The organism is Streptomyces sp. NPDC127129, from assembly GCF_042671585.1.
Lineage (GTDB): Bacteria > Actinomycetota > Actinomycetes > Streptomycetales > Streptomycetaceae > Streptomyces.
Genome location: NZ_JBHXTV010000012.1, coordinates 42,948 through 64,383, shown reverse-complemented (window position 1 = coordinate 64,383; position 21,436 = coordinate 42,948). Strand labels below are relative to the sequence as shown.

At 73.3% G+C, this 21,436-nt stretch carries 15 protein-coding genes; 8 read left to right on the top strand and 7 right to left on the bottom strand.

The window, feature by feature from the left end; all coding sequences use genetic code 11:
- Positions 1 to 228: 228 nt before the first annotated feature.
- The 4 genes from ACFVGW_RS23160 to ACFVGW_RS23145 all read left to right on the top strand — a co-directional run bounded on the left by ACFVGW_RS23160 (position 229) and on the right by ACFVGW_RS23145 (position 7,073).
- Positions 229 to 1,506: a monodechloroaminopyrrolnitrin synthase PrnB family protein gene (locus tag ACFVGW_RS23160; RefSeq protein WP_385853316.1), complete on the top strand. Its 1,278-nt coding sequence runs from the start codon at positions 229 to 231 to the stop codon at positions 1,504 to 1,506.
- Positions 1,503 to 2,975: an FAD-dependent monooxygenase gene (locus tag ACFVGW_RS23155; RefSeq protein ID WP_385853315.1), complete on the top strand. Its 1,473-nt coding sequence runs from the start codon at positions 1,503 to 1,505 to the stop codon at positions 2,973 to 2,975. The genes ACFVGW_RS23160 and ACFVGW_RS23155 overlap by 4 nt, the downstream gene beginning before the upstream one ends.
- A gap of 139 nt (positions 2,976 to 3,114) precedes the next feature.
- Positions 3,115 to 5,703: an alpha-glucan family phosphorylase gene (gene glgP, locus ACFVGW_RS23150; protein WP_385853314.1), complete on the top strand. Its 2,589-nt coding sequence runs from the start codon at positions 3,115 to 3,117 to the stop codon at positions 5,701 to 5,703.
- 116 nt (positions 5,704 to 5,819) lie between these two features.
- The gene (locus ACFVGW_RS23145; RefSeq protein WP_385853313.1) at positions 5,820 to 7,073 is read left to right on the top strand and encodes an alginate lyase family protein; all 1,254 of its coding nucleotides are present in this window, start codon (positions 5,820 to 5,822) and stop codon (positions 7,071 to 7,073) included.
- 26 nt (positions 7,074 to 7,099) lie between these two features.
- Here the strand turns inward: ACFVGW_RS23145 and ACFVGW_RS23140 are convergent, their stop codons facing one another.
- The 5 genes from ACFVGW_RS23140 to ACFVGW_RS23120 all read right to left on the bottom strand — a co-directional run bounded on the left by ACFVGW_RS23140 (position 7,100) and on the right by ACFVGW_RS23120 (position 13,191).
- On the bottom strand, positions 7,100 to 8,758 hold the full coding sequence (locus ACFVGW_RS23140) for a sensor histidine kinase (protein WP_385853312.1): 1,659 nt from the start codon (positions 8,756 to 8,758) through the stop codon (positions 7,100 to 7,102).
- 76 nt (positions 8,759 to 8,834) lie between these two features.
- Positions 8,835 to 9,506: a response regulator gene (locus ACFVGW_RS23135; protein WP_385853311.1), complete on the bottom strand. Its 672-nt coding sequence runs from the start codon at positions 9,504 to 9,506 to the stop codon at positions 8,835 to 8,837.
- Positions 9,503 to 9,886, bottom strand: a complete 384-nt coding sequence (locus ACFVGW_RS23130; RefSeq protein ID WP_385853310.1) for a nuclear transport factor 2 family protein — start codon at positions 9,884 to 9,886, stop codon at positions 9,503 to 9,505. The genes ACFVGW_RS23135 and ACFVGW_RS23130 overlap by 4 nt, the downstream gene beginning before the upstream one ends.
- Positions 9,887 to 10,068: 182 nt before the next feature.
- Complete coding sequence (locus tag ACFVGW_RS23125; RefSeq protein WP_385853309.1) at positions 10,069 to 12,099, bottom strand: M4 family metallopeptidase; 2,031 nt, start codon at positions 12,097 to 12,099, stop codon at positions 10,069 to 10,071.
- A 183-nt stretch (positions 12,100 to 12,282) separates the two neighbouring features.
- A complete protein-coding gene (locus ACFVGW_RS23120; protein ID WP_383222096.1) occupies positions 12,283 to 13,191 on the bottom strand; it encodes a TetR/AcrR family transcriptional regulator C-terminal domain-containing protein in 909 nt (302 codons plus the stop codon).
- Positions 13,192 to 13,316: 125 nt separating this feature from the next.
- Between ACFVGW_RS23120 and ACFVGW_RS23115 the strand changes: the two genes are divergently transcribed.
- Positions 13,317 to 14,828 carry an MFS transporter gene (locus ACFVGW_RS23115; RefSeq protein ID WP_385853308.1) on the top strand — a complete coding sequence of 504 codons (1,512 nt, stop codon included), beginning with the start codon at positions 13,317 to 13,319 and terminating at the stop codon, positions 14,826 to 14,828.
- Between the two features lie 115 nt (positions 14,829 to 14,943).
- On the opposite strand, the gene ACFVGW_RS23110 is transcribed toward ACFVGW_RS23115, so the two are convergent.
- Both ACFVGW_RS23110 and ACFVGW_RS23105 read right to left on the bottom strand, forming a co-directional pair.
- Entirely contained in the window at positions 14,944 to 16,875 is a 1,932-nt protein-coding gene (locus ACFVGW_RS23110; protein ID WP_385853426.1) for an ABC transporter ATP-binding protein, read from the bottom strand.
- 8 nt (positions 16,876 to 16,883) lie between these two features.
- Positions 16,884 to 18,698, bottom strand: a complete 1,815-nt coding sequence (locus ACFVGW_RS23105; protein ID WP_385853307.1) for an ABC transporter ATP-binding protein — start codon at positions 18,696 to 18,698, stop codon at positions 16,884 to 16,886.
- 153 nt (positions 18,699 to 18,851) lie between these two features.
- On the opposite strand from ACFVGW_RS23105, the gene ACFVGW_RS23100 reads away from it, so the two are divergent.
- From ACFVGW_RS23100 to ACFVGW_RS23090, 3 genes are read left to right on the top strand one after another with little or no spacing between them, the layout of a single operon-like run.
- Positions 18,852 to 19,727 carry a hypothetical protein gene (locus ACFVGW_RS23100; RefSeq protein WP_385853306.1) on the top strand — a complete coding sequence of 292 codons (876 nt, stop codon included), beginning with the start codon at positions 18,852 to 18,854 and terminating at the stop codon, positions 19,725 to 19,727.
- 59 nt (positions 19,728 to 19,786) lie between these two features.
- Entirely contained in the window at positions 19,787 to 20,692 is a 906-nt protein-coding gene (locus ACFVGW_RS23095; protein WP_383222103.1) for an ABC transporter ATP-binding protein, read from the top strand.
- Complete coding sequence (locus ACFVGW_RS23090; protein WP_385853305.1) at positions 20,689 to 21,432, top strand: ABC transporter permease; 744 nt, start codon at positions 20,689 to 20,691, stop codon at positions 21,430 to 21,432. The genes ACFVGW_RS23095 and ACFVGW_RS23090 overlap by 4 nt, the downstream gene beginning before the upstream one ends.
- Positions 21,433 to 21,436: the final 4 nt, after the last annotated feature.

Below are 21,436 nucleotides of genomic sequence, written 5' to 3'. Positions count from 1 at the left end.
CGATGACCGCGACCACCTCGGTGACCGCGATGATCGCGATGGCCGCGATGACTTCGGTGACCGCGGTGACCACGTAGACCCGGCGAGTGAACCGAAGGGCGTCGCGGGTGTCGAGAGGGGAGATCGCGCGCAGGTCCCGAGGAACGCGGGACCGAAGCGCGACCGACCGTCGACGCGCGCGCGAGGCGTCCGGAGGTGAACGCGCCCCAAATGGAGGGGGCATTTCCGTTGGCCCTGTACGACCTTGTCGCACCCCGACTCGAGGAACGCGGCGACCCGCGCTATCGCATAGCCGACATACGCGACGCCGATCCACTCGGCGCCGACGCCCTGCTCGCCGCGGTGCCCGCGATGAACGACCACGCCGATGTGCCCGCGCTCACCGTCGCGCTGCGGGCCCTCCTCCCGGACCGCGAACTCGCCGCCGAGTGGAGCGTCGTCGACGCGCTCGCCGCCATGCGCGACCTCGGCATCCTGCTCGGTTCGCTGAAACGTCACGGCACGCAGCCCGCGGCCGCCGTCCCCGAGGTCGTCCCGATCCTGGAACTCCTCGGCCGCCGCACCGACATGGTGCCGCGCGACACCGTCCACCACTACACGACCTGGAACCCGCTCGGCCCGCGCCAGCGCATGTACACCGGCGACCCCATGGAGGGCCGGCTCCAGGAGGCCGTCCGGATGACGTTCCCCGGCCTGGTCGCCGCCCTCGACACCTGCGCGCGGCTCGCCACGCTCGAACCGTACGACCCCGGCTTCGCGGTCGCGCTCGACCGCACCGCCCACCACGTCCAGTCCATCGTCGACGCCATCGACTTCACCGTCGCCCATGTCAGCCCGGAGTACTTCGCGCTCACCCTGCGCCCGTACTTCGAGGAGATCGACGTCGACGGGCGCGACTACCTCGGCCCGGCCGCCGCCCAGGTCCCCCTCTGGCTGATCGACCTGACGCTCTGGCAGTGCGACCGCTCCGACCCGGCCTACGACGCGTTCCTCGCCGACTCCGTCGAGTACAGCCTGCCGTCCTGGCGCGGCTTCCACGCCCGGTACGCCGGCGGGATCTCCGCCGTCAGCAAGCTCTCGGCCGCCGTCAGCTGGGAGAGCGGCGACCGGCTGCCACCGCAACTGGCCGCCTCCGCCCACGCGCTCGGCCGGGTCCTGAAGATCCTCAAGACCTTCCGCGCCCGGCACATCGGCATCGCCCGCAAGGCCTACGCGGACGACGTGCGGCTGTACGACGAGGGCAGCGGCGGCGCGCCCGTCGCCCTGCTGCGCTCGATACTCGACCTGACCAGGGACAACGAGACGCTGGTACGGCGCGCGTCCCAGGGCGTGTCGGGGGCGGCACCGTCCCCGGCGGACCGAGCGGGAACGGCCCGGTCCCAGGCGGCCCACGTCCCTGCCCGGCCATCCCCGGCTGCCACGGCAGCCCCCTCGCCCGTGTCCGCCGGCGCGGGCGCGTACGCACCACGGGCGTACGCCGCCGGCCGCCCAGGGAGGCTCCGGTGAAGCGTCCCGCTCCGCACACCCCGCCCGCACCGGACGGCGGACTGCTCCACGTCGTCGTCGCCGGCGGCGGCATCGCGGGCCTCACCGCCGCCCTGTCCCTGCACGCCGCCGGATTCGACCGCGTCACCGTCGTCGAGTCCGTCCGCGAGAGCCGCCCCGTCGGCGCCGGACTCAACCTGATGCCCCACGCGGTCCGCGAACTGGACGCGCTGGGCCTCCTGTCCCGCCTCGAAGCCGGGGCACTGCGCACCCGCGAGCTGCGCTACTACCACCGCTCCGGCGGCCTGATCGCCCGGGAACCCCGGGGCCTGGGCGCCGGCTACCGCTGGCCCCAGCTCTCGATCCACCGCGCCCACCTCCAGCAGGTCCTGGCCGATGCGGTACGGGAACGGCTCGGCGCCGCGGCCCTGGTGACCGGCGTCCGGGTGACCGGTGTCGAACCGCTCCCCGACGGCCGCCCCCGGATCCAGCTGGTCCACCGCGACGGTGCCGTCCGGGGCCGGGCCTCCCTCGAACCGGACGTCCTCGTCGGCGCGGACGGCATCCGCTCGGCCGTCCGGGCGGCGCTCAACCCCGGCGAGGGCGCCCCGCCGTGGAACGGGACCCTGGTGTGGCGCGGGGTGTCCCGGATGCCGGCCCGTTCGATCGGCACCTTCATGCTCATCGCGGGCGACGACCGCCAGAAGGCCGTGGTCTACCCGATGGGCGAACCCTCCGGCCCTTCCCGTGAGGTCCTGGTGAACTGGGCCCTCGCCCGGCCGGCGGACGCGGCGGACGAGCGCTATCTCGGCGACTGGAACCGCCCCGTCTCCGTGGAGTCCTTCCTCCACCACTACGAGGGCTGGGAGTTCGACGGCGTCAGCGTCACCGACGTCCTGCGGGCCGCCGACACCGCCCACGAGTACCCCATGGTCGACCGTGAGCCGCTGACCCGGTGGAGCCACGGCCGGACCACGCTCATCGGCGACGCCGCCCATGCCATGTACCCGGTCGGCTCCAACGGCGCCTCGCAGTCCATCCTCGACGCGCGCGCCCTCGCCCACTCCCTCGCGCTCCACCACGACCCGGCCGAGGCCCTCGCCGCCTACGAAGCGGCCCGCAGGCCCGTCACCACCGAACTGCAGCGCGCCAACCGCAGGCTCGGCCCCGAAGTCGTCATCAGCATGGCGCACGAGCGGGCGCCGCACGGCTTCACCGACATCCACCAGGTGATCCCCGCCGCCGAGCTGGCCGCCGTCGCCGCACGCTACGCCGTCAGCGGCGCGGCCGACCCCGCCACCGTCAACGAAGGCTCGCCCTACGAGGTGCGCATCGGCCACGAAGCACGCATCGGCCACGAAGCACAGAGCGGCCACGACGCACGCAGCGGCCACGACGCATACAGCGCCCAGGACGCACGCAGCGCCCACGACGCATACAGCGCCAACGAGGCACGAAGCGGCGCCCCGCACGTCGGCGCGGAGCGCTGACGCCCCTCCCGGGCCACGGCACCACCCCCGCGCGCCGTGGCCCGGGAGCCCGGGTTGGCTTACCTTCGGTGGATGCACGACCGGCTGCACAGCGTGGTGCGTCGGCTCCGCTCCGTCATCCCCTGCGAAGGTGGAACACGTGAAGGCAATCCGTCGATTCACCGTGCGTCCCGTCCTCCCCGACACCCTTCGACCCCTCACCGACCTCGCGCGGAACCTGCGCTGGTCCTGGCACGATCCGACCCGTGAGCTCTTCGACTCCGTCGACCCCGACCACGCCGGCCGGGGGGCGGACCGCCGTGCCGACGACCTCGACCCGGTCCGTCTGCTCGGCTCCGTCTCCGCCGCCCGCCTCGCCGCCCTCGCGGGCGACGAGGACTTCCAGGCCCGGCTGCGCGCCGCGGCCGAGGACCTCGACCACTATCTGCACGCCCCCCGCTGGTACCAGGAGGAGCGCGAGCGCCACGGCGACCTGCCCGCCTGCATCGCCTACTTCTCACCCGAGTTCGGGGTCGCCGCGGCCCTGCCCCAGTACTCCGGTGGCCTCGGCATCCTGGCCGGCGACCACCTGAAGGCCGCCAGTGACCTCGGCGTCCCGCTCGTCGGCGTCGGACTGCTCTACCGGCACGGCTACTTCCGCCAGTCGCTCTCCCGTGAGGGCTGGCAGCAGGAGCAGTACCCCGTCCTCGACCCCGGCGAGCTGCCCGTCACCCTCCTCCGGGAGAGCGACGGCAGCCCCGCCCGGGTCACCCTCGCGCTGCCCGGCGGCCGCTCCCTGGACGCCCACATCTGGACCGCCCAGGTGGGCCGCGTACCGCTGCTGATGCTCGACTCGGACGTCGAGGGGAACGCGCCGGCCGAACGCGAGGTCACCGACCGGCTCTACGGCGGCGGCAGCGAGCACCGGCTGCTCCAGGAGATGCTGCTCGGCATCGGCGGCGTCCGCGCCGTCCGCACGTACTGCCGGCTCACCGGCACCCCCGCGCCCGAGGTCTTCCACACCAACGAGGGGCACGCCGGTTTCCTGGGACTCGAACGCATCAGGGAACTGGCCGAGCGGGGCCTCGACTTCGACGCGGCCCTGGAGACCGTCCGCGCCGGGACGGTCTTCACCACCCACACCCCCGTCCCCGCCGGCATCGACCGCTTCGAGCGGAGCCTCGTCGCCCGTCATCTCGGTGAGGACGGCGAGCTCTCCGGCGTCGACGTCGGCCGGATCCTCGCCCTCGGCGACGAGACACCTCTCGGCGGCGAGCCGGGTCTCTTCAACATGGCCGCCATGGGACTGCGGCTCGCCCAGCGTGCCAACGGCGTCTCCACCCTCCACGGCTCCGTCAGCCGCGAGATGTTCGCCGGTCTCTGGCCGGGCTTCGACCCGGAGGAGGTGCCCATCGGCTCGATCACCAACGGCGTCCACGCGCCGACCTGGACCGCGCCCGAGGTCGGCCGCCGGGCCGAGGGGGCCGACGACCGGGAGCTGTGGGAGCTGCGCCGCGCCCTGCGCGAACAGCTGGTGACCGAGGTGCGGGAGCGGGTGCGGCACTCCTGGCGGCAGCGGGGCGCCGGGGCGGCCGAACTCGGCTGGACGGACACCGTCCTGGACCCCGACGTGCTCACCATCGGGTTCGCGCGCCGGGTGCCCTCGTACAAGCGGCTCACGCTGATGCTGCGCGACCCCGACCGGCTCCGGGCGCTGCTGCTCCACCCCGAGCGGCCCGTTCAGCTCGTCGTGGCGGGGAAGGCGCACCCGGCCGACCACGGCGGGAAGCGGCTCGTGCAGGAGCTGGTGCGGTTCGCCGACGACCCGCGCGTACGGCACCGGATCGTCTTCCTGCCCGACTACGGCATGGCCATGGCGCGCAGGCTCTACCCGGGCTGTGACGTCTGGCTGAACAACCCGCTGCGCCCGCTGGAGGCCTGTGGGACGAGCGGGATGAAGGCGGCCCTGAACGGCTGTCTCAACCTCTCGGTCCTGGACGGCTGGTGGGACGAGTGGTACGAGTCCGGCTTCGGCTGGGCCATCCCCACGGCCGACGGGGCGTCGGCCACGGACGAGGAACGCCGCGACGACCTGGAGGCGGCCGCGCTCTACGAGCTGATCGAGCGCCGGGTCGCGCCCCGCTTCTACGACCGGGGTGCGGACGGCGTGCCGGTCCGCTGGACCGAGATGGTCCGCAGGACGCTGAGCGACCTCGGCCCGAAGGTGCTCGCCGACCGGATGGTGCGGGAGTACGTGGAGCGGCTGTACGCCCCGGCGGCGCGGGCCCACCGGGCCATGGCGCCGGCTGCCGCGCGGGAGCTCGCGGGGTGGAAGTCCCGGGTGCGGGGCTCCTGGTCGAAGGTGGCGGTCGACCACATCGAGGTGGGCGAGATCGGCGAGGACCTCGCCGACGCGGAACTCGGTGCGACCACGGCGGTGCGGGTCAGCGTGACGCTCGGCGACCTGCTGCCGGACGACGTGGAGGTGCAGGCGGTGGCCGGCCGGGTCACCCCGGACGACGCCCTGGTGGACACCCGGGTGTGCGTGCTGAAGCCCGCGGGCGGCGGCCCGGACCTGGAGGGCAGGCTGCCCTACGAGGGCTCCCTCGTCCTGGACCGCACGGGCTCCTTCGGCTGCACGGTCCGGGTGTTGCCCGCCCACCGGCTGCTGGCTTCCGCGGCGGAGCTGGGGCTGGTGACCCTGCCGACGGAGACGACGCGCGAGGGGGCGGGGGTCCTGATGCGCTGACACAGGTATGGACCAGGGTCTTGACGTGTCCATGAGCGGCCTTTAAGTTCCACGCTCGACGCGGAGTTCATTCACCCGTGCGTCGTTCACATACAGGAACGGAAGGCACCCCCCACATGCGCCTCAAAGCCCTGGTCCCCGCTCTCGCGGCGACTCTTGCGGCGGCCCTCGCCGTCACGCTCGCCCCGACCGCCTCCGCAGGACCCGAACAGACGGCGGCGGCCCCGGCACAGGCGGCCGCCCCGGCAGGGGCCGCCGCCCCCGCTTCGGTCGCCGCCCCGGCGGCCTTCACCCACCCCGGGGTCGTCGTGTCCCGGCCGCAACTCGACTTCGTGCGCGCGAAGGTGCAGGCCGGGGCGCAGCCCTGGAAGAGCGCCTACGACCAGATGACGGCGAGCTCCTACGCCTCCCTCACGCGCGCCCCCAAGCCGCGCGCGATCGTCGAGTGCGGCTCCTCCTCCAACCCCAACCACGGCTGCACGGACGAGCGGCAGGACGCCGTCGCCGCCTACACCCAGGCGCTGGCCTGGTACATCACCCGGGACGACCGCCACGCCCGGAAGGCGATCGAGATCATGGACGCCTGGTCGGCCGTGATCGAGGACCACACCAACTCCAACGCCCCCCTCCAGACCGGCTGGGCCGGCTCCTCCTGGCCCCGGGCGGCCGAGATCATCAAGCACACGTACACCGGCGGCTGGGCGAACTCCGGCCGCTTCGCGACCATGCTGCGCACCGTCTACCTCCCCGAGATCATCAACGGGGCCGCGACGAAGAACGGCAACTGGGAGCTCATCATGACCGAGGCCGCGCTCGGCATCGCGGTCCACCTGGAGGACCGCGCGGCCTACGACAAGGCCGTGAAGACCTACCTCGGCCGGGTCCCCGCGTACGTGTACCTGACCACCGACGGCGCCACGCCCAAGCCGCCGCCGAACAGCAGCATCGACACCCGCGACGAGATCGTGAAGTACTGGCAGGGCCAGTCCACCTTCGCCGACGGCCTGTCCCAGGAGACCTGCCGGGACTTCGGCCACACCGGCTGGGGCCTCGCGGCGGCCGTCCACACCGCCGAGACCAGCCGGATCCAGGGCGCGGACCTCTACCCCCAGGTCGCCGAGCGGCTGCGGCACGCGCTCGGCTTCCACACCAAGTACGAGAACGGCACGGCGGTCCCGTCCTGGCTCTGCGGCGGCACGGTGAAGAAGGGCCTCGGAAGCGTGACGGAGATGGGTTACAACGCCCTCAACGGCCGGATGGGGATCGGCATGACGAACACCGGGATCTACACCGAGGCGCGCCGGCCCTCCGGCACGGACAACTACTTCGTCTCCTGGGAGACCCTGACCCATGCGGGCAACCCGAACTGACACCGCTGACCCGAACTGACGCCGGCTCACCCGACGACCGCCTTGGCGGCGAGCCGCCCGTCGACGAGACACAGACGGTAGACGGGCACGGAGGCCGTCATCGCCGCCCGGTAGTACAGACACGCGTCCATGCCGGGCGGCTCGGGCGGGGCGGAGGCGGGCGGCCCGTCCAGGGGGTGCGGGGGGAGCCGCTCGGCGTCGGCGGAGAGCGGGTCGCCGACGCGGAGTCCGGTGTAGTCGTCGCGGTCCAGGAAGGACCGCGACTGCGTCCACAGACCGAAGACCAGCATCACGACGCCGAGCGCGGCGACGAGCGCGAGCGGGATCCAGATCGCCTGCGCGAGACCGCGCCGCACCTCCTGCCGGGCGCGGTCCCTCTCCCGTACGGAGGCGGGTGCGGCGGGTCGTGCGGTGGAGGCCGCCGCCGTCGCACCGGGCACCAGCGGCAGCACGGCCCGTACGGCGAACCCGCCGTCCGCCCGGGCCCCATGGGTCAGCCGCCCCCCGGCCAGCCGCACACGCTCGTCGAGCCCGACGAGACCGGTGCCGCCGGGGGCGCCCGCGGCCGCCGCCCGCCCACGTTGTGACATCCCGTCGTCCCGGTGCGTCCGTGTCGGCGTCTGCGTCTGCGCCTGCGCCTGTGTCCGCGTCGGTGCACCGCCCGGCACGGCACCGCTCGTTCCCGTCCCCGGCCCATTGGTCACAGACACCGTCAGCGTGTCGTCCGCATGCTCCAGCGCGACCCGGACCGGAGCGCCCGGGGCGTGCTTGGCCGCGTTCGTGAGGGACTCGACCACCAGCCGGTGTGCCGCCCGGTCGGCCATCGGCGGCGTGTCCACGCCCGGCCGTCCCGTCACCGCATGCTCCACCGACATCCCGGAGGCGCGCGCCCGGTCCACGACCTCCTCGACCGTCTCCCCGACCGGGATCGTCGGGGCGGCGTCCGGCCCCTGCTCGTCGTCCGTCCGCAGGACGCCGATGATGTCCCGCAGCCGGGCCGTCGCGTCGGCCGCGGCCACGCGCAGCTCTCCGGCCGCGGCCTGCTGCCGGGAACCGAGCACCGGATCGACCTCGAGAGCCGCTGCGCGCAGCGCGATCAGCGCGAGGTCGTGGCCGAGGGAGTCGTGCATGTCGCCCGCGATCCGTGAGCGCTCGCGCAGCCGCTCCCGGTCGGCGACGGCGGCCTGCTCGCGCTCCATGCGCGCGGCCAGCTCCCATCCCGCGCGCACGAGACGGGCGTACTGACGCACGTACCGGCCCGTCAGCCAGGGGGCGACGACCGCCAGGGCGAGGACCAGGACGACGGTGAAGCCCTGGGAGACGTTGCCGTCGGAGAGCGGCACGAGGGCGAAGCCGAGCGCCGCGATCGAGGCGAAGAGGGCGAGCGCGGCCCGCGTGTGCCGGCGCCGGCGCCCGGCGAGATAGCCGAAGACGACGAGCGCGAGCGCGTACGCAGGGGTGAACAGCTCCGGGGAGGTGGCGACGCTCAGCCCGACGGCGAGGGAGAGCGCGAGCAGGGGCCGGGCCCGGCAGACGGCCACAGCGGCACCGAGCCCGACGACCCCCACGGCGACCTGCTCCCAGGAGCCGCCGTCGTGGGGATCGAGCCGCAGCAGCACGGGGACGACGAGCACCCCCCACAGCCCCAGGTCGAGCACCGTCTGCCGAAGTCGTCCACCCCACATCCCCCCAGCTTCCCGCACCCGCCCGCGGAACCGCCCCCGACGAAAGTGACGCCGGGCCGCGCCGGGCCATGCCGGGCTACGCCGGGGCCGCGTCCGGCTTCTCCGTCATGCCCGCCTCGTACGCCAGGACCGCCAGCTGTACGCGGTTCTTCAGGCCGAGGCGGGCGAGGACGGCGCTCACGTGGGCCTTGACGGTGCCCTCCACGACGTACAGGCGGGCCGCGATCTCGCTGTTGGACAGGCCCGCGCCGACCAGGGCCACCACCTCGCGCTCCCGGACCGTCAGCGGCTCCAGCCGTTCCCGTGCCTCCGCCGCGCGGGAGAGCCGGCCGGTCGGGAGGTGGGCGATCACGCGGCGGGTCACCGCGGGGGAGAGGAACGCGGCCCCGTCGGCCACCGCCCGTACCCCGGCGAGCAGTTCCCTCGGGTCGCCCGACTTCAGCAGGAAGCCGGCCGCGCCCGAGCCCAGGGCCCGGGCGATGTACTCGTCCTCCGAGAACGTGGTCAGCATCAGCACCGCCGCGTCCGGCACCACCCGGCGCAGCTCCTCCGCCGCCCCGAGGCCGTCGAGCCTCGGCATCCGGATGTCGAGCAGGACCACGTCGGGCAGATGGCGGCGCGCCAGCTCGACGGCCTCCCGCCCGTCGCCCGCCTCCGCGACCACCTCGACTCCCGGATCCGCGGCGAGGATCGCCTTCACCCCGGCCCGGACCATCGCCTCGTCGTCCGCGAGGAGCACTCTGATCAAGGCGTCAGCCTCTGCACGTACGGCGCGCGCCACTCCGGCGACGGATCCGAACCCAGCTCGGTCCAGTACTCCCGTCCACGGGTGATCGTCCCGTTCCCGACCGTCCAGAAGGACGCCACCCGGTGGACCCCCGTCGTGTCGTGGGGGACCTCGACCTCGGAGACCACCTCCGCGCCCTGCGCGACGACGCGCAGGACCCGGATCGACCACCCCTCCGGATACTCCGCGTTGACGCGTACGAAGTTCTCGCGGCCCACGATCCGCTCGCCGCTGGCCGGCCACTCCACCACCAGGTCGTCGGCGAGCAGCGCGGCCAGCCCGGCCCAGTCCCTCGCCTGCATGCGGTCCCAGAATCCCCGGACGATCTCGATCGGCTCCATGGACCCATCCTGGCAGCCGCCCCCCTGGCCGCGCCCCCGCCCCCGTGACCCGTCCCCGTGACCCCGGCGGCCCCCGCCCCCGCGATCCCTCCCCGTGACCCCGGCCCCGCACCGTCGCACGAACAGGCGGACGCCCGGGGGGCACGAGCCCCCCGGGCGTCCGTCACTCACTCACCCGGCTGTTACGGGAAGGTGAGCTTGAAGCTGTTGATGTAGCCGGTGTCGATCGCGGCGCGGTCCTGGACGCGGAGCTTCCAGGCGCCGTTGGCGACCTCGGAGGAGGCGTTCACGGTGTAGGTCTGCACGATGTTGTCGGCGCTGCCGCCGGACCGGTTGTGCAGGTTGTAGACGGAGCCGTCGGGGGCGACGAGGTCGACGACGAGGTCACCGCGGTAGGTGTGGACGATGTTGACGTCCACCGCGAGGGCCGAGGGGGCGTTGCCGGTGATGCCGGTGACGTTGACCGTGGAGGTCACCGCGGCGCCGTTGTCCGGGATGGACACGTCGGCCGCGTTCTCGAAGACCTTGCCCGGGTTCGGGTTGCCGCCGCCGGGGCGCGAGCCCACGTTGATGCCGGCCCACGCGTGCTCGACGGCCAGGACCTCGGGGCTGCCGGCGCCGTACAGCTCGGTGGCCACCGCGACCGTACCGGTGCGCGCACCGGCGTAGTTGGTGTTCGAGCTGAACTTGGTGGTGAGCGCCTTGAACCAGATCAGCGCGGCCTTGTCGCGGCCGATGCCGGTGACGGGCAGGCCGTCGGAGGTCGGCGAGTCGTAGTTGACGCCGTTGACGGTCTTGGCGCCGCTGCCCTCGGAGAGCAGGTAGAACCAGTGGTTCGCCGGGCCCGAGGAGTAGTGGACGTCGATGCCGCCGATGCCCGAGTACCAGGCGTCCTTGGACGAGCCGTCCTTGCTCGGCTTGTCCATGTAGCGCAGCGGGGTGCCGTTGCCGCGGATGTCGATCTTCTCGCCGACGAGGTAGTCGCCCTTGTCCTGGGCGTTGTTGGCGTAGAACTCGACGGCCGCCGCGAAGATGTCGGAGGTGGCCTCGTTCAGGCCGCCGGACTCACCGCTGTAGACCAGGCCGGCCGTGTTGGAGGTGACGCCGTGCGTCATCTCGTGCGCGGCCACGTCGATCGAGGTGAGCGGCTTGGTGTTGCCCGAGCCGTCGCCGTAGGTCATGCAGAAGCAGGAGTCCTGCCAGAAGGCGTTGACGTACGCGTTGCCGTAGTGGACCCGGGAGTACGCGCCGACGCCGTCACCGCGGATGCCGGAGCGGCCGTGCACGTTCTTGTAGTAGTCCCAGGTGACAGCGGCACCGAAGTGCGCGTCCGCGCCCGCGGTCTCGAGGTTGGCGGCGGTGCCGTCGCCCCAGACGTCGTCGGCGCCGGAGAAGAGCGTTCCGGTGCCGGACGTACCGCGGTTGAGGTTGTACGTCTTGTGGTTGCCGCGGCCGGTGTCGGTCAGCGTGTACGACGGCGCGGTGCCCAGCGTCACCTGGCCGCTGTACTGCGTGTTGCCGGTACCGGTGTGGACGGCCTGCCACTCGTACAGCTTCGCGCCGCTGGTGGCGTCGGTGACGACGTGCAGCTCGTTCGGGGTGCCGTCGTGCTGGAGGCCGCCGACGACGGTCTCGTACGCGAGGACGGGCGAACCCTGCGCCATCCAGACGACCTTGCGCGGGGCGCGCTCGGCGGAGGTCTTCTTCGAGCCCTCCGCGGCGGCGGCGCCGAGAGCCTGCCGCTCGGCGGCGGCCGGGGCGACGTCGGCGGTCGTGTCGACGTTCTTCAGCTCCGCGCGGGACGCCTTGGTGACGCCCTGCGTCACACCGGCCTTGGTCTCCTGGACGACCAGGTCGCCACCGAGGACCGGGAGGCCGGCGTAGGTGCGCTCGTAGCGCGTGTGCGTGGTGCCGTCGCGGTCCTGGACGACGTCCCGGACGACGAGCTTCTCCTGCGCGCCGAGGCCGAGGGACTTGGCGGTCGCCGCCTTGTCGGCGTCCGCCGCGCGTATCAGCGCGGTGCGCTGGGCGGGGGACAGATCGGCCGGCAGCTTGCCGGGGTTCGCTGCCAGGGCCTTCGGGGCGACCGACGCGGCCGGTCCGGCGGTGTCCGCCGCGGTGGCGGAACCCGTCTGGACGGTGACGGCGATCATGGCGGCGGCAGCGATCAGAGCGCCGGTCGCGGTGGCGCGACGGCTGGGCGTGGATCTCACGCAGACTCCTTTTGCGAGGGGGGTACCGGACGGCTGGGTGGGTCGCCCGGGCAGAGCAAACAGAGCTGTGGAGCACGAACTCACTGACGAGTCGGGGAGAGAGTGGCAGGGGTGACACGTATCTGTCAGGAGCGCGTCAACAAGTTGGCCGGAAATCGTCCGGTGCCCGAATGGTCGTGTTCGTTAACCGGACGTTTCGTCGATCATGGCCGCGACGCCGTCCAGCGTTCTCCGCAGCCCGAATTCGAAGAGCGTTTCCAGGTCGAGCGCGAAGTCCTCGCCCTCGCTCAGACTGTTGAGCAGCGGGTACGCGCCACCGCCCGAGATCGCGTCGTAGCGTGGCTCGTTCCGCTCCATCCACTCGCCGTCCGAGATCCCCGAGTCCTGCCGCGCCTGCTCCTCCAAGTCGTCGGCCATGGCCACTCCTTGGACATAGGCGAAGATCACCAGATGCGTGTGGATCTTCTCGAACGGCGTCAGGGGCGTGCCCCGCAGCGCGTTGAGGACCCACTCCGTGTACGCCATCGCGTTCGGTGACGCGATCGGCCGCGTGAACGAGGCCATCGCGTGCGCCATCCAGCGGTGCCGCGCGTAGACCGCGCGCAGCCAGCGGGCCGCCTGCTCCATCCCCGTACGCCAGTCCGCCGGCACCGGCCCCAACGGCACCTCTCCGCAGACCGCGTCCGTCATCAGCCGCACCAGCTCGCCCTTGCCCGGCACATGCCGGTAGAGCGCCATCGTCGACACGCCCAGCCGCGTCGCGATCCGGCGCATGGAGAGCGCCGACAGCCCCTCGGCGTCGGCGAGTTCGAGCGCGACACGGACGATCCGCTCACGCGTCAGGTCCTTCGCGGCCGGACCGCCGGCCGGCCCGGCCGCCATGACCACCACCGTCCCGACGCCCGGCTCGACCCGGACGAGGCCCTCCTGGCGCAGCGCCGCGAGCGCCTTCGTGGCCGTCGCCATCGCCACACCCCACTCGCGGGTGATGGCCCGGGTGGAGGGGACGCGGTCGCCGGGGGAGAGTTCCCCCGCGCGGATCCGGCGACGGATCTCGGCGGCGATGGCGAGGTAGGGCGGCGACGTCGACACGGCGGGCAGTGTACTAGTGCACCTGACGCCCCGTACACGTGAACGACCTGCTGGTTCACCGTCCGCGTGCGGGGTGCACTAGGGCGAGGATGGCACCGTACGCGCAGGGCTGTTTCGCTCCCCGCATGACGCTCACGACACCACCGGAAGCGGCCCTCGCCGGCCGCCGCGAATGGACCGCGCTCGGCGTGCTGATGCTGCCGCTGCTCCTCGTCTCCATGGACGTCTCCGTCCTCTACTTCGCCATCCCCTCCATCAGCGCCGACCTGCGCCCCGGGGCCACCGAACAGCTGTGGATCCTGGACATGTACGGCTTCGTGCTCGCCGGACTCCTCATCACCATGGGGGCGTTGGGCGACCGGATCGGCCGGCGCCGACTGCTGCTCTTCGGGGCGGGCCTCTTCGGCGCCGCCTCCCTCGCCGCCGCCTACGCGCACAGCCCCGGCACACTGATCGCCGCCCGCGCACTGCTCGGCGTCGCGGGGGCCTGCCTGATGCCGTCCACGCTGGCCCTGATCCGCACGCTCTTCCGCGACGAAGCCCAGCGCGCCAAGGCCGTCACCACCTGGACCGCCGTCATGGCCGGCGGGATCTCGCTCGGCCCGGTCGTCAGCGGGGCCCTCGTCGAACACTTCTGGTGGGGCTCGGTCTTCCTCCTCAACCTGCCCGCGATGCTCCTGCTCCTCCTCCTCGGCCCGGTCCTCCTGCCCGGGTCCAGGGGCCCCGCGGCGCCCGGCCGGTTCGACTGGCCGAGCGCGCTCCTCTCCCTGGCCGCGCTGCTGCCCCTGATCCACGGCATCAAGGAACTCGCCGAGGAGGGCGCCGGGCCGCTTCCCCTCCTCACCATCACGGCGGGCCTGCTCGTCTCCCTGGTCTTCCTGCGCCGTCAGGCCCGGCTCGCCGAGCCGATGGTGGACCTCGCGCTGCTGCGCACGCGGGCGTTCGGAGGCTCGGTCCTCGCCAACCTGCTCGCGATGCTCGCCACGGTCGGCTTCGCCGTCTTCGTCACCCAATACCTCCAGTCCGTCCTCGGCCGGAGCCCGTTCGAAGCGGCGCTGCTGAGCCTCGTCCCGTCGGTGGGCGTCATGGTCGCCGCCCCTCTCGGCGCGGCGCTCGCCCGGCGGTTCGACCGGGCGTACGTCATGGCGGGCGGATTCCTGCTCTCCGCGGGCGGCTTCGCCTCACTGACCCTCCTCGGCCCCGCCACCCCGCTCTGGGCGCTGCTCACGGCCGCCACCGTCTACGCCTCCGGGCTCGTCTCCGCCATGACCCTCGCCAACGAGAGCGCCCTGGGCGCGGCCCCGCCGGAGCGGGCGGGCGCCGCGGCCGCCGTCCTCGAATCGGGCACGGAGCTCGGCGGCTCGCTCGGCATGGCGCTCCTCGGCTCGATCGGCGCCGCCGTCTACACCGACGCCATGCCGGCCTCCGCCCCGGCGGCGGCCCGCGAGACCCTCGGCGGTGCGCTCACCACCCCCGGCCCGGTCCTGGACGCGGCCCGCGCCGCCTTCACCGACGCCCTGAACTGGGCGGCAGGCGGGGCGGCCCTGGTCATGCTCTGCGCGACGGCGCTGTGCGTGTGCGTGCTCAGACGCCGCCGCAGGACGGAGGCGCCCGCGTCGTACGCGACGTCCACCTGAGGCGACCGACCCCCGGGGCTCACCCGCCACTGAGGCGCCTCCCCGGGGCTCACCCGCCGCCTGAGGCGGTCGACCCCCGGGCTCACCCGCCACCTGGCGCGGTCGCCCCCCCGGCTCACCCCACCAGGCTGTCCCGCCACGCGCGGTGGAGGGTCGCGAAGCGGCCCTCGCCGTGCACCAGGGCCGACGGGGTGCCGTCCTCCACGATCCGGCCGCCCTCCATCACCAGGACCCGGTCCGCGATCTCCACCGTCGAGAGGCGGTGGGCGATCACGACCGCCGTACGGCCCGCGAGGACCGTGTCCATCGCCCGCTGCACCGCCCGTTCCCCCGGCACGTCCAGCGAGCTGGTCGCCTCGTCCAGGATCAGTACCGCCGGGTCCGCGAGCAGGGCGCGGGCGAAGGCCACCAACTGCCGCTGGCCCGCCGAGATCCGGCCGCCCCGCTTCCGTACGTCCGTGTCGTAGCCGTCCGGCAGGCCGGCGATGAAGTCGTGCGCACCGATCGCCTTCGCCGCCTGCTCGATCTCCTCCCGGGTCGCGTCCGGCCGGCCGATCGCGATGTTCTCGGCGACCGTCCCGGAGAACAGGAACGCCTCCTGGGTCACCATCACCACGCCCCGCCGCAGTTCGGCCGTCTCCAGGTCGCGGAGGTCGACGCCGTCGAGCAGCACCCGCCCCTCGGTCGGGTCGTAGAAGCGGGCCAGCAGCTTGGCGAGCGTCGACTTGCCCGCACCCGTCGAGCCGACCACCGCGACCGTCCGGCCCGCGGGGATCGTGAGGTCGAAGCGGGGCAGCACCTCGCCGCCCGTCCGGTACGCGAACCGCACCCCCTCGAAGACGACCTCCCGGCCCGGGTGTCCGCCCCGGCGCTCCGGAAGCGCGCGCGGCGCGGCGGCCTCCGGGACGCCGGGCTCCTGCGCCAGCAGGCCGGCGATCTTGGCCAGGGAGGCGGCGGCGGACTGGTACGAGTTGAGGAACATGCCGAGCCGGTCGATCGGGTCGTAGAGCCGTCGCATGTAGAGCACCGCCGCCGCGAGCACGCCCAGCGCCAGCGTCCCGCCGGCCACCCGGTACGCGCCCCACAGACACATGCCGGCCACGGCCGTGTTCGCGACGAGCCGCGAGCCGACGACATAGCGGGCCATCTCCAGGAGCGCGTCGCCGTTGGAACGCTCGTGCCGCCGGTTGAGCACGGCGAACTCGGCGTCGTTGGCCCGCTCGCGGCGGAACGCCCGCACGGGCCGGATGCCGTTCATCGTCTCGGCGAACTTCACGATCACGCCCGCGATGGCCGTGGACCGCTCGGCGAAGACGACGCCGGCGCGCCGCCGGTAGATCCGTACCAGCAGATACAGCGGTACGAAGGAGGCGACGGCGACCGCGCCGATGCCCAGGTCGAGCCAGAGCAGCATCGCCGAGATGTAGACGAACGCGAGGACGACGCCGATCAGCTCCTGGAGCCCTTCGGCGAGCAGTTCGCGGAGGGACTCCACGTCGGTCGTGGACCGGGAGATGAGCCGGCCGGAGGTGTACCGCTCGTGGAAGTCGACGCTCAGCACCTGAGCGTGCCGGAAGATCCGCCCGCGCAGATCGAGCAGCACGTCCTGGTTGACGCGGGCGGCGACGCGCACGAAGGCGTACTGGAGGAGGCCGCCGGCCACGGAGCAGAGCAGGTACCCGACGGCGACGGCCACCACGGGGCCGTAGTCCCCGGCCCGGAAGGCGGGTACGCCACGGTCGATCGCGTACGCGACGAGCAGCGGGCCGGCCTGCACGGCTCCCTGCTGGAGAAGGAGGACGAGCGCGGCCACGGTCACGCGGGCGCGATGGGCGGCGAGCAGCGACCGCAGGAGCGCGCCGGTGGCCCCGGGCTCGGTGGGCAGGTCGTCCCGGTCGAACGGGTCCCCGCCGCCGGGGCGTCCGGCGGCCCGGGCCTCGGGCCCGTGATCGGGGCCGTCCGCGTGGGCTGCCGGGTCGGTCCCGGCGGCGAGGTCCGTCCGATCCGGGCTCGCCGCCGTCGACTTCGTCGTCGACGTCGTCGTCATCGGATCCGTCATCGTTCGTCAGCCCCTTCGCCGGACATGAGCCAGGCGTACTCGGCGTTCTCGCGCAGCAGTTCCTGGTGCGTGCCCACCGCGGCGATGCGGCCCTCCGACAGCAGCGCCACCCGGTCGGCGAGCAGTACCGTCGACGGGCGGTGGGCGACCACCAGGGCGGTCGTGTCGCGCAGGACCTCACGCAGGGCCGCCTCGACCAGGGCCTCCGTGTGGACGTCGAGCGCGGAGAGCGGGTCGTCGAGGACCAGGAAGCGGGGCCGGCCGACGACCGCGCGGGCCAGGGCGAGGCGCTGGCGCTGGCCGCCGGAGAGACTGAGCCCCTGTTCGCCCACCTGGGTGGCCGCCCCCTCGGGCAGGGCCGCCACGAAGCCGTCCGCCTGGGCGACATCGAGCGCGCGCCACAGCTCGGGCTCGCCGGCCCCCTCCGTACCGCCCATCAGGACGTTCTCGCCGACGCTCGCCGAGAAGAGCGTCGGCTCCTCGAAGGCGGTCGACACGAGCGTACGGAGCCGTTCGCGCTCCATGAGCGTGATGTCCTCGCCGTCCAGCAGGATCCGCCCGCCGGTCGGCTCGTGGAGCCGCGGTACGAGGGCGGTGAGCGTCGTCTTGCCGGAACCGGTCCCGCCGACGAGGGCGAGTGTCTCGCCGGGCCGGATGTGCAGATCGACGCGGTCGAGCACGGGAGGGGCGTCGGGGGAGGCGTCCGGATAGCCGAACGACACGTTCTCGAAGCGCACCCCGTCGGCTGCGGAGACGGCTTCGGCCGCGGCATTCTGCGTCCCGGCCGACGCCGGCCCCGCGGTCTCCTCCTCCGCGTCCATCACCTCGAAGTACCGTTCCGTCGCCGTCGCCGCCTCCTGGCTCATCGCCAGCAGGAAGCCGATCGACTCCACGGGCCAGCGCAGCGCCAGCGCCGTCGACAGGAACGCGACGAGGGTGCCCGCCGACAGCTCCCCGTCGGCGACCTGCACGGTGCCGAGCACCAGCGCCGCGCCGATCGCCAGTTCGGGAATGATCGTGATGAGCGCCCAGATCCCGGCGAGCAGCCGAGCCTTGACCAGCTCTGTACCGCGCAGCCGCTCGGCCAGCGCGCGGAAGGCGAGGGCCTGGCTGCGGTGCCGTCCGAAGCCCTTGACGATCCGGATGCCGAGGACGCTCTCCTCGACCACGGTCGTCAGATCGCCGACCTGGTCCTGGGCGCGCCGCGCGACCACGGAGTACTTCGTCTCGAACAGCGAGCAGAGGATCACCAGCGGGACGACGGGTGTGAGCAGCACGAGCCCGAGCGTCCAGTCCTGGGCGAGCAGCAGGACGTAACCGGCGAGGATCGTCACGCCGTTGACCAGCAGGAACGTCAGCGGAAAGGCGAGGAACATCCGCAGCAGCATCAGATCGGTCGTGGCCCGCGAGAGCAGCTGGCCCGAGGCCCACCGGTCGTGGAAGGCGATCGGCAGCCGCTGCAGCCGCCGGTACAGGGCGGCCCGCATGCCCGCCTCGACCCCGGCGAGCGGCCGGGCCACCAGCCACCGCCGGAACCCGAAGAGCACGGCCTCCGCGATCCCGAGCAGCAGCAGGTACAGGGCACCGAGCCACACTCCGCCCGGATCACCCGCGGCGACGGGCCCGTCCACCATCCACTTCAGGACGAGCGGGATGACGAGCGACAGACAGGACGCGACTATCGCGACGACGGCGGCCCAGGCCAGCCGACCGCGCACGGGCCGCACATAGGGCCACAGCCGCGCCAGCGAACGGACGGCGGAGCGGCGGTGGTCGGGGGAATCCTTGTCAACTACATGTTCTCCGGGCATCAGGTCCGAGCCTAGGGTTCACCACTGACATCCCTCATCCGGTTTTCCCCGCACCGGGCCCTCCCCAGATGCCCCTTGACGGACATACCCGCAGGCCGGAGACTTTCCCGGCCCCGTGGACGATCGGGGTACGAACACAGGGGCGGGAACCGGATGACGACGGCCGAGGCGTACTTCGCGCGCTGCGAGCAGCTCTACCTGGCGGGCGGGCACGCCGCCGTACGCCGCGCGGCGCGGGAGGGCCTCGACGCGCTCGGCCCGAGCGCCGATCTGTACTGCTGGCTCGGGGTCGGGCACACGGCCGAGGACGAGGACGACCACGACGACGCCGCCGAGGAGGCCTTCCGGGCCGGGCTGAAGCTCGACCCCGACCATCTCGGGCTGCTCGCCGGATACGCGGAACTCTGCCTCCGGGCCGACGGGTTCGAGCACCCCGGACGGTCCGCCCGGGCGGTCGCCCTGACCGCCAGGATCAAGGCGCTGGCCCCGGACTCCCCGGAGGCCGGGAGGGTCGAGTCCGCCGAACGGCTGCACCGCAGGAGCTACTGGGAGGACATACGGCTCCAGGCCGCGCGCGCCGCCGTGACCGGCCGGGCCGTCGAGGAGCAGAGCGCCGACCTCACGGACGCGCTGCGCCGGCACGGCGACCGGGACGCGCGCGCGGCGGTGCTGGCGCACGAGACCGCCCGGCCGACGGACCGCCGCGCCGCCGTGCTCGCGGCGACGCTCGACGCGCTGTCGGGCCCCTGGAACGCACCCGTACGCCTCCTCGCCCGCCACCGGACCGCGGCCTGGGTGGTCTCCGTCGTTCTCTCCTACGCCACCAACCTCGTGCTCCGGGCGACCGGCGTCGTGGACTCCTTCAGCCTCTGGGGCTGGCTCTGGCTGCTGCCGATGGCGCTCGTCGACCGCCGCTTCGCCGCGGCCCGGCGCGCCGGCGAGCAGCGTGTGGTGGCCCGGCTCGAAGCCGAACTGTCCGCGGCGGCGGGGGAGACCACGGGTCGTACCGGGCATCAACCGATCGGTTGACCGTGCTTCGAGCGTGATGGCCGATGTTCCGGGAACGGCGGCGGCGTCATTCTCGGGGCATGCCAATGATCGAGGTGCAGGGCCTGCGCAAGGCCTACGGCGGCCGGACGGTCGTCGACGGGGTGTCGTTCGCGGTCGACGAGGGGGAGATCTTCGGGATCCTCGGGCCCAACGGGGCCGGCAAGACCACCACCGTGGAGTGCGTCGAGGGGCTGCGGAGCCCGGACGCCGGGACCGTGCGGGTCGGCGGGTTCGACCCCGTCGCCCGGCACGCCGACGTCACCCGGATCCTCGGGGTGCAGCTCCAGGAGAGCGAGCTCCAGGCGAAGCTGACCGTACGGGAGGCCCTGGAGCTGTACGCGTCCTTCTACGAGCGGCCCGCCGACTGGCGGACGCTCGCCGAGCGGCTCGGACTCGACGCCCATCTGACGGCCCGGTTCGGGAAGCTCTCCGGCGGGCAGAAGCAGCGGCTCTTCATCGCCCTCGCTCTGGTCGGCAACCCGCGGGCCGTCGTCCTCGACGAGCTCACCACCGGGCTCGACCCGCGCGCCCGGCGCGACACCTGGGCCCTCATCGAGGACATCAGGGCCGGCGGGGTGACCGTCCTGCTCGTCACCCACTTCATGGAGGAGGCCCAGCGCCTCTGCGACCGGATCGCCCTCGTCGACCGGGGCCGGATCGCCGCGCTCGACACCCCCGAGGGGCTGATCGGCCGGGCCGCCGCCTCCAAGGTGATCTCCTTCGCCGCCGAGACCGCCCTTGATCCCGCCGAACTCCGCGCCCTGCCGCAGGCCGCGTCCGTGGAGACCAGGGACGGCCGGACCGTCGTCACCGGTACGGACACGACCGTCAACGCCTTCGTCCAGCTCCTCGCCCGGCGCGCCGTCACCGCCGAACAGCTCCGGGTCACGGACGCCACCCTCGACGACGCCTTCCTCGACCTGACAGGAGCCGACCACCGATGAGCGCCGCCACCACCATGGTCCTGAAGACCGAGGCCCGCCTCTTCACCCGCGAACCCGGGGCGCTGTTCTGGGTGATGGTCTCGCCGACCGTCCTCCTGGTGATCCTCGGCCTGATCCCGTCCTTCCGGGAGGCGTCCGACGACCTCGGCGGCCGCCGTGTGATCGACCTCTACGTCGCGGTCACCGTCCTCTTCGCCATGATCATGGCCGGGCTCCAGGCCATGCCCCCCGTCCTCGCCGGCTATCGCGAACGCGGCATCCTGCGCCGGATGTCGACCACTCCGGTCCGCCCCGCCTCGCTCCTCACCGCCCAGCTCGTGCTGCACGGGGTCGCGGCCCTCGTCTCCTCCGCGCTCGTCATCACGGTCGGCCGGGTGGCCTTCGGTGTCCGGCTGCCGCAGAACCTCACCGGCTACGCCCTCGCGCTGCTGCTCGCGATCGCCGGCGGCCTCGCCCTCGGCGCCGCCGTCTGCGCGGTCTCGCGCACCCAGAAGATCGCCACCGCGATCGGATCGGCCGTGTTCTTCCCGACGATGTTCACCGCCGGCGTCTGGGTCCCGGTCCAGGCCATGCCGGATACGCTGCAGCGCATCGTCCAGTTCACGCCGTACGGCGCCGCCTCGCAGGCCCTCGACGCCGCGACGTCCGGGGGATGGCCCGAGTGGGCGGCGCTCGGGACCATGGCCCTCTGGACGGTCCTGCTGACCGCGACGGCGGCCCGCTGGTTCCGCTGGGAGTGACGGC

Excerpts from the sequence above, each read along its gene's own strand:
- ACFVGW_RS23140 (WP_385853312.1), bottom strand. The coding sequence starts at position 8,758 with ATGTGGGGTGGACGACTTCGGCAGACGGTGCTCGACCTGGGGCTGTGG.
- ACFVGW_RS23110 (WP_385853426.1), bottom strand. The coding sequence starts at position 16,875 with ATGACGACGACGTCGACGACGAAGTCGACGGCGGCGAGCCCGGATCGG.
- ACFVGW_RS23105 (WP_385853307.1), bottom strand. The coding sequence starts at position 18,698 with ATGCCCGGAGAACATGTAGTTGACAAGGATTCCCCCGACCACCGCCGC.
- ACFVGW_RS23095 (WP_383222103.1), top strand. The coding sequence starts at position 19,787 with ATGCCAATGATCGAGGTGCAGGGCCTGCGCAAGGCCTACGGCGGCCGG.
- ACFVGW_RS23115 (WP_385853308.1), top strand. The coding sequence starts at position 13,317 with ATGACGCTCACGACACCACCGGAAGCGGCCCTCGCCGGCCGCCGCGAA.
- ACFVGW_RS23145 (WP_385853313.1), top strand. The coding sequence starts at position 5,820 with ATGCGCCTCAAAGCCCTGGTCCCCGCTCTCGCGGCGACTCTTGCGGCG.
- ACFVGW_RS23130 (WP_385853310.1), bottom strand. The coding sequence starts at position 9,886 with ATGGAGCCGATCGAGATCGTCCGGGGATTCTGGGACCGCATGCAGGCG.
- ACFVGW_RS23090 (WP_385853305.1), top strand. The coding sequence starts at position 20,689 with ATGAGCGCCGCCACCACCATGGTCCTGAAGACCGAGGCCCGCCTCTTC.
- ACFVGW_RS23100 (WP_385853306.1), top strand. The coding sequence starts at position 18,852 with ATGACGACGGCCGAGGCGTACTTCGCGCGCTGCGAGCAGCTCTACCTG.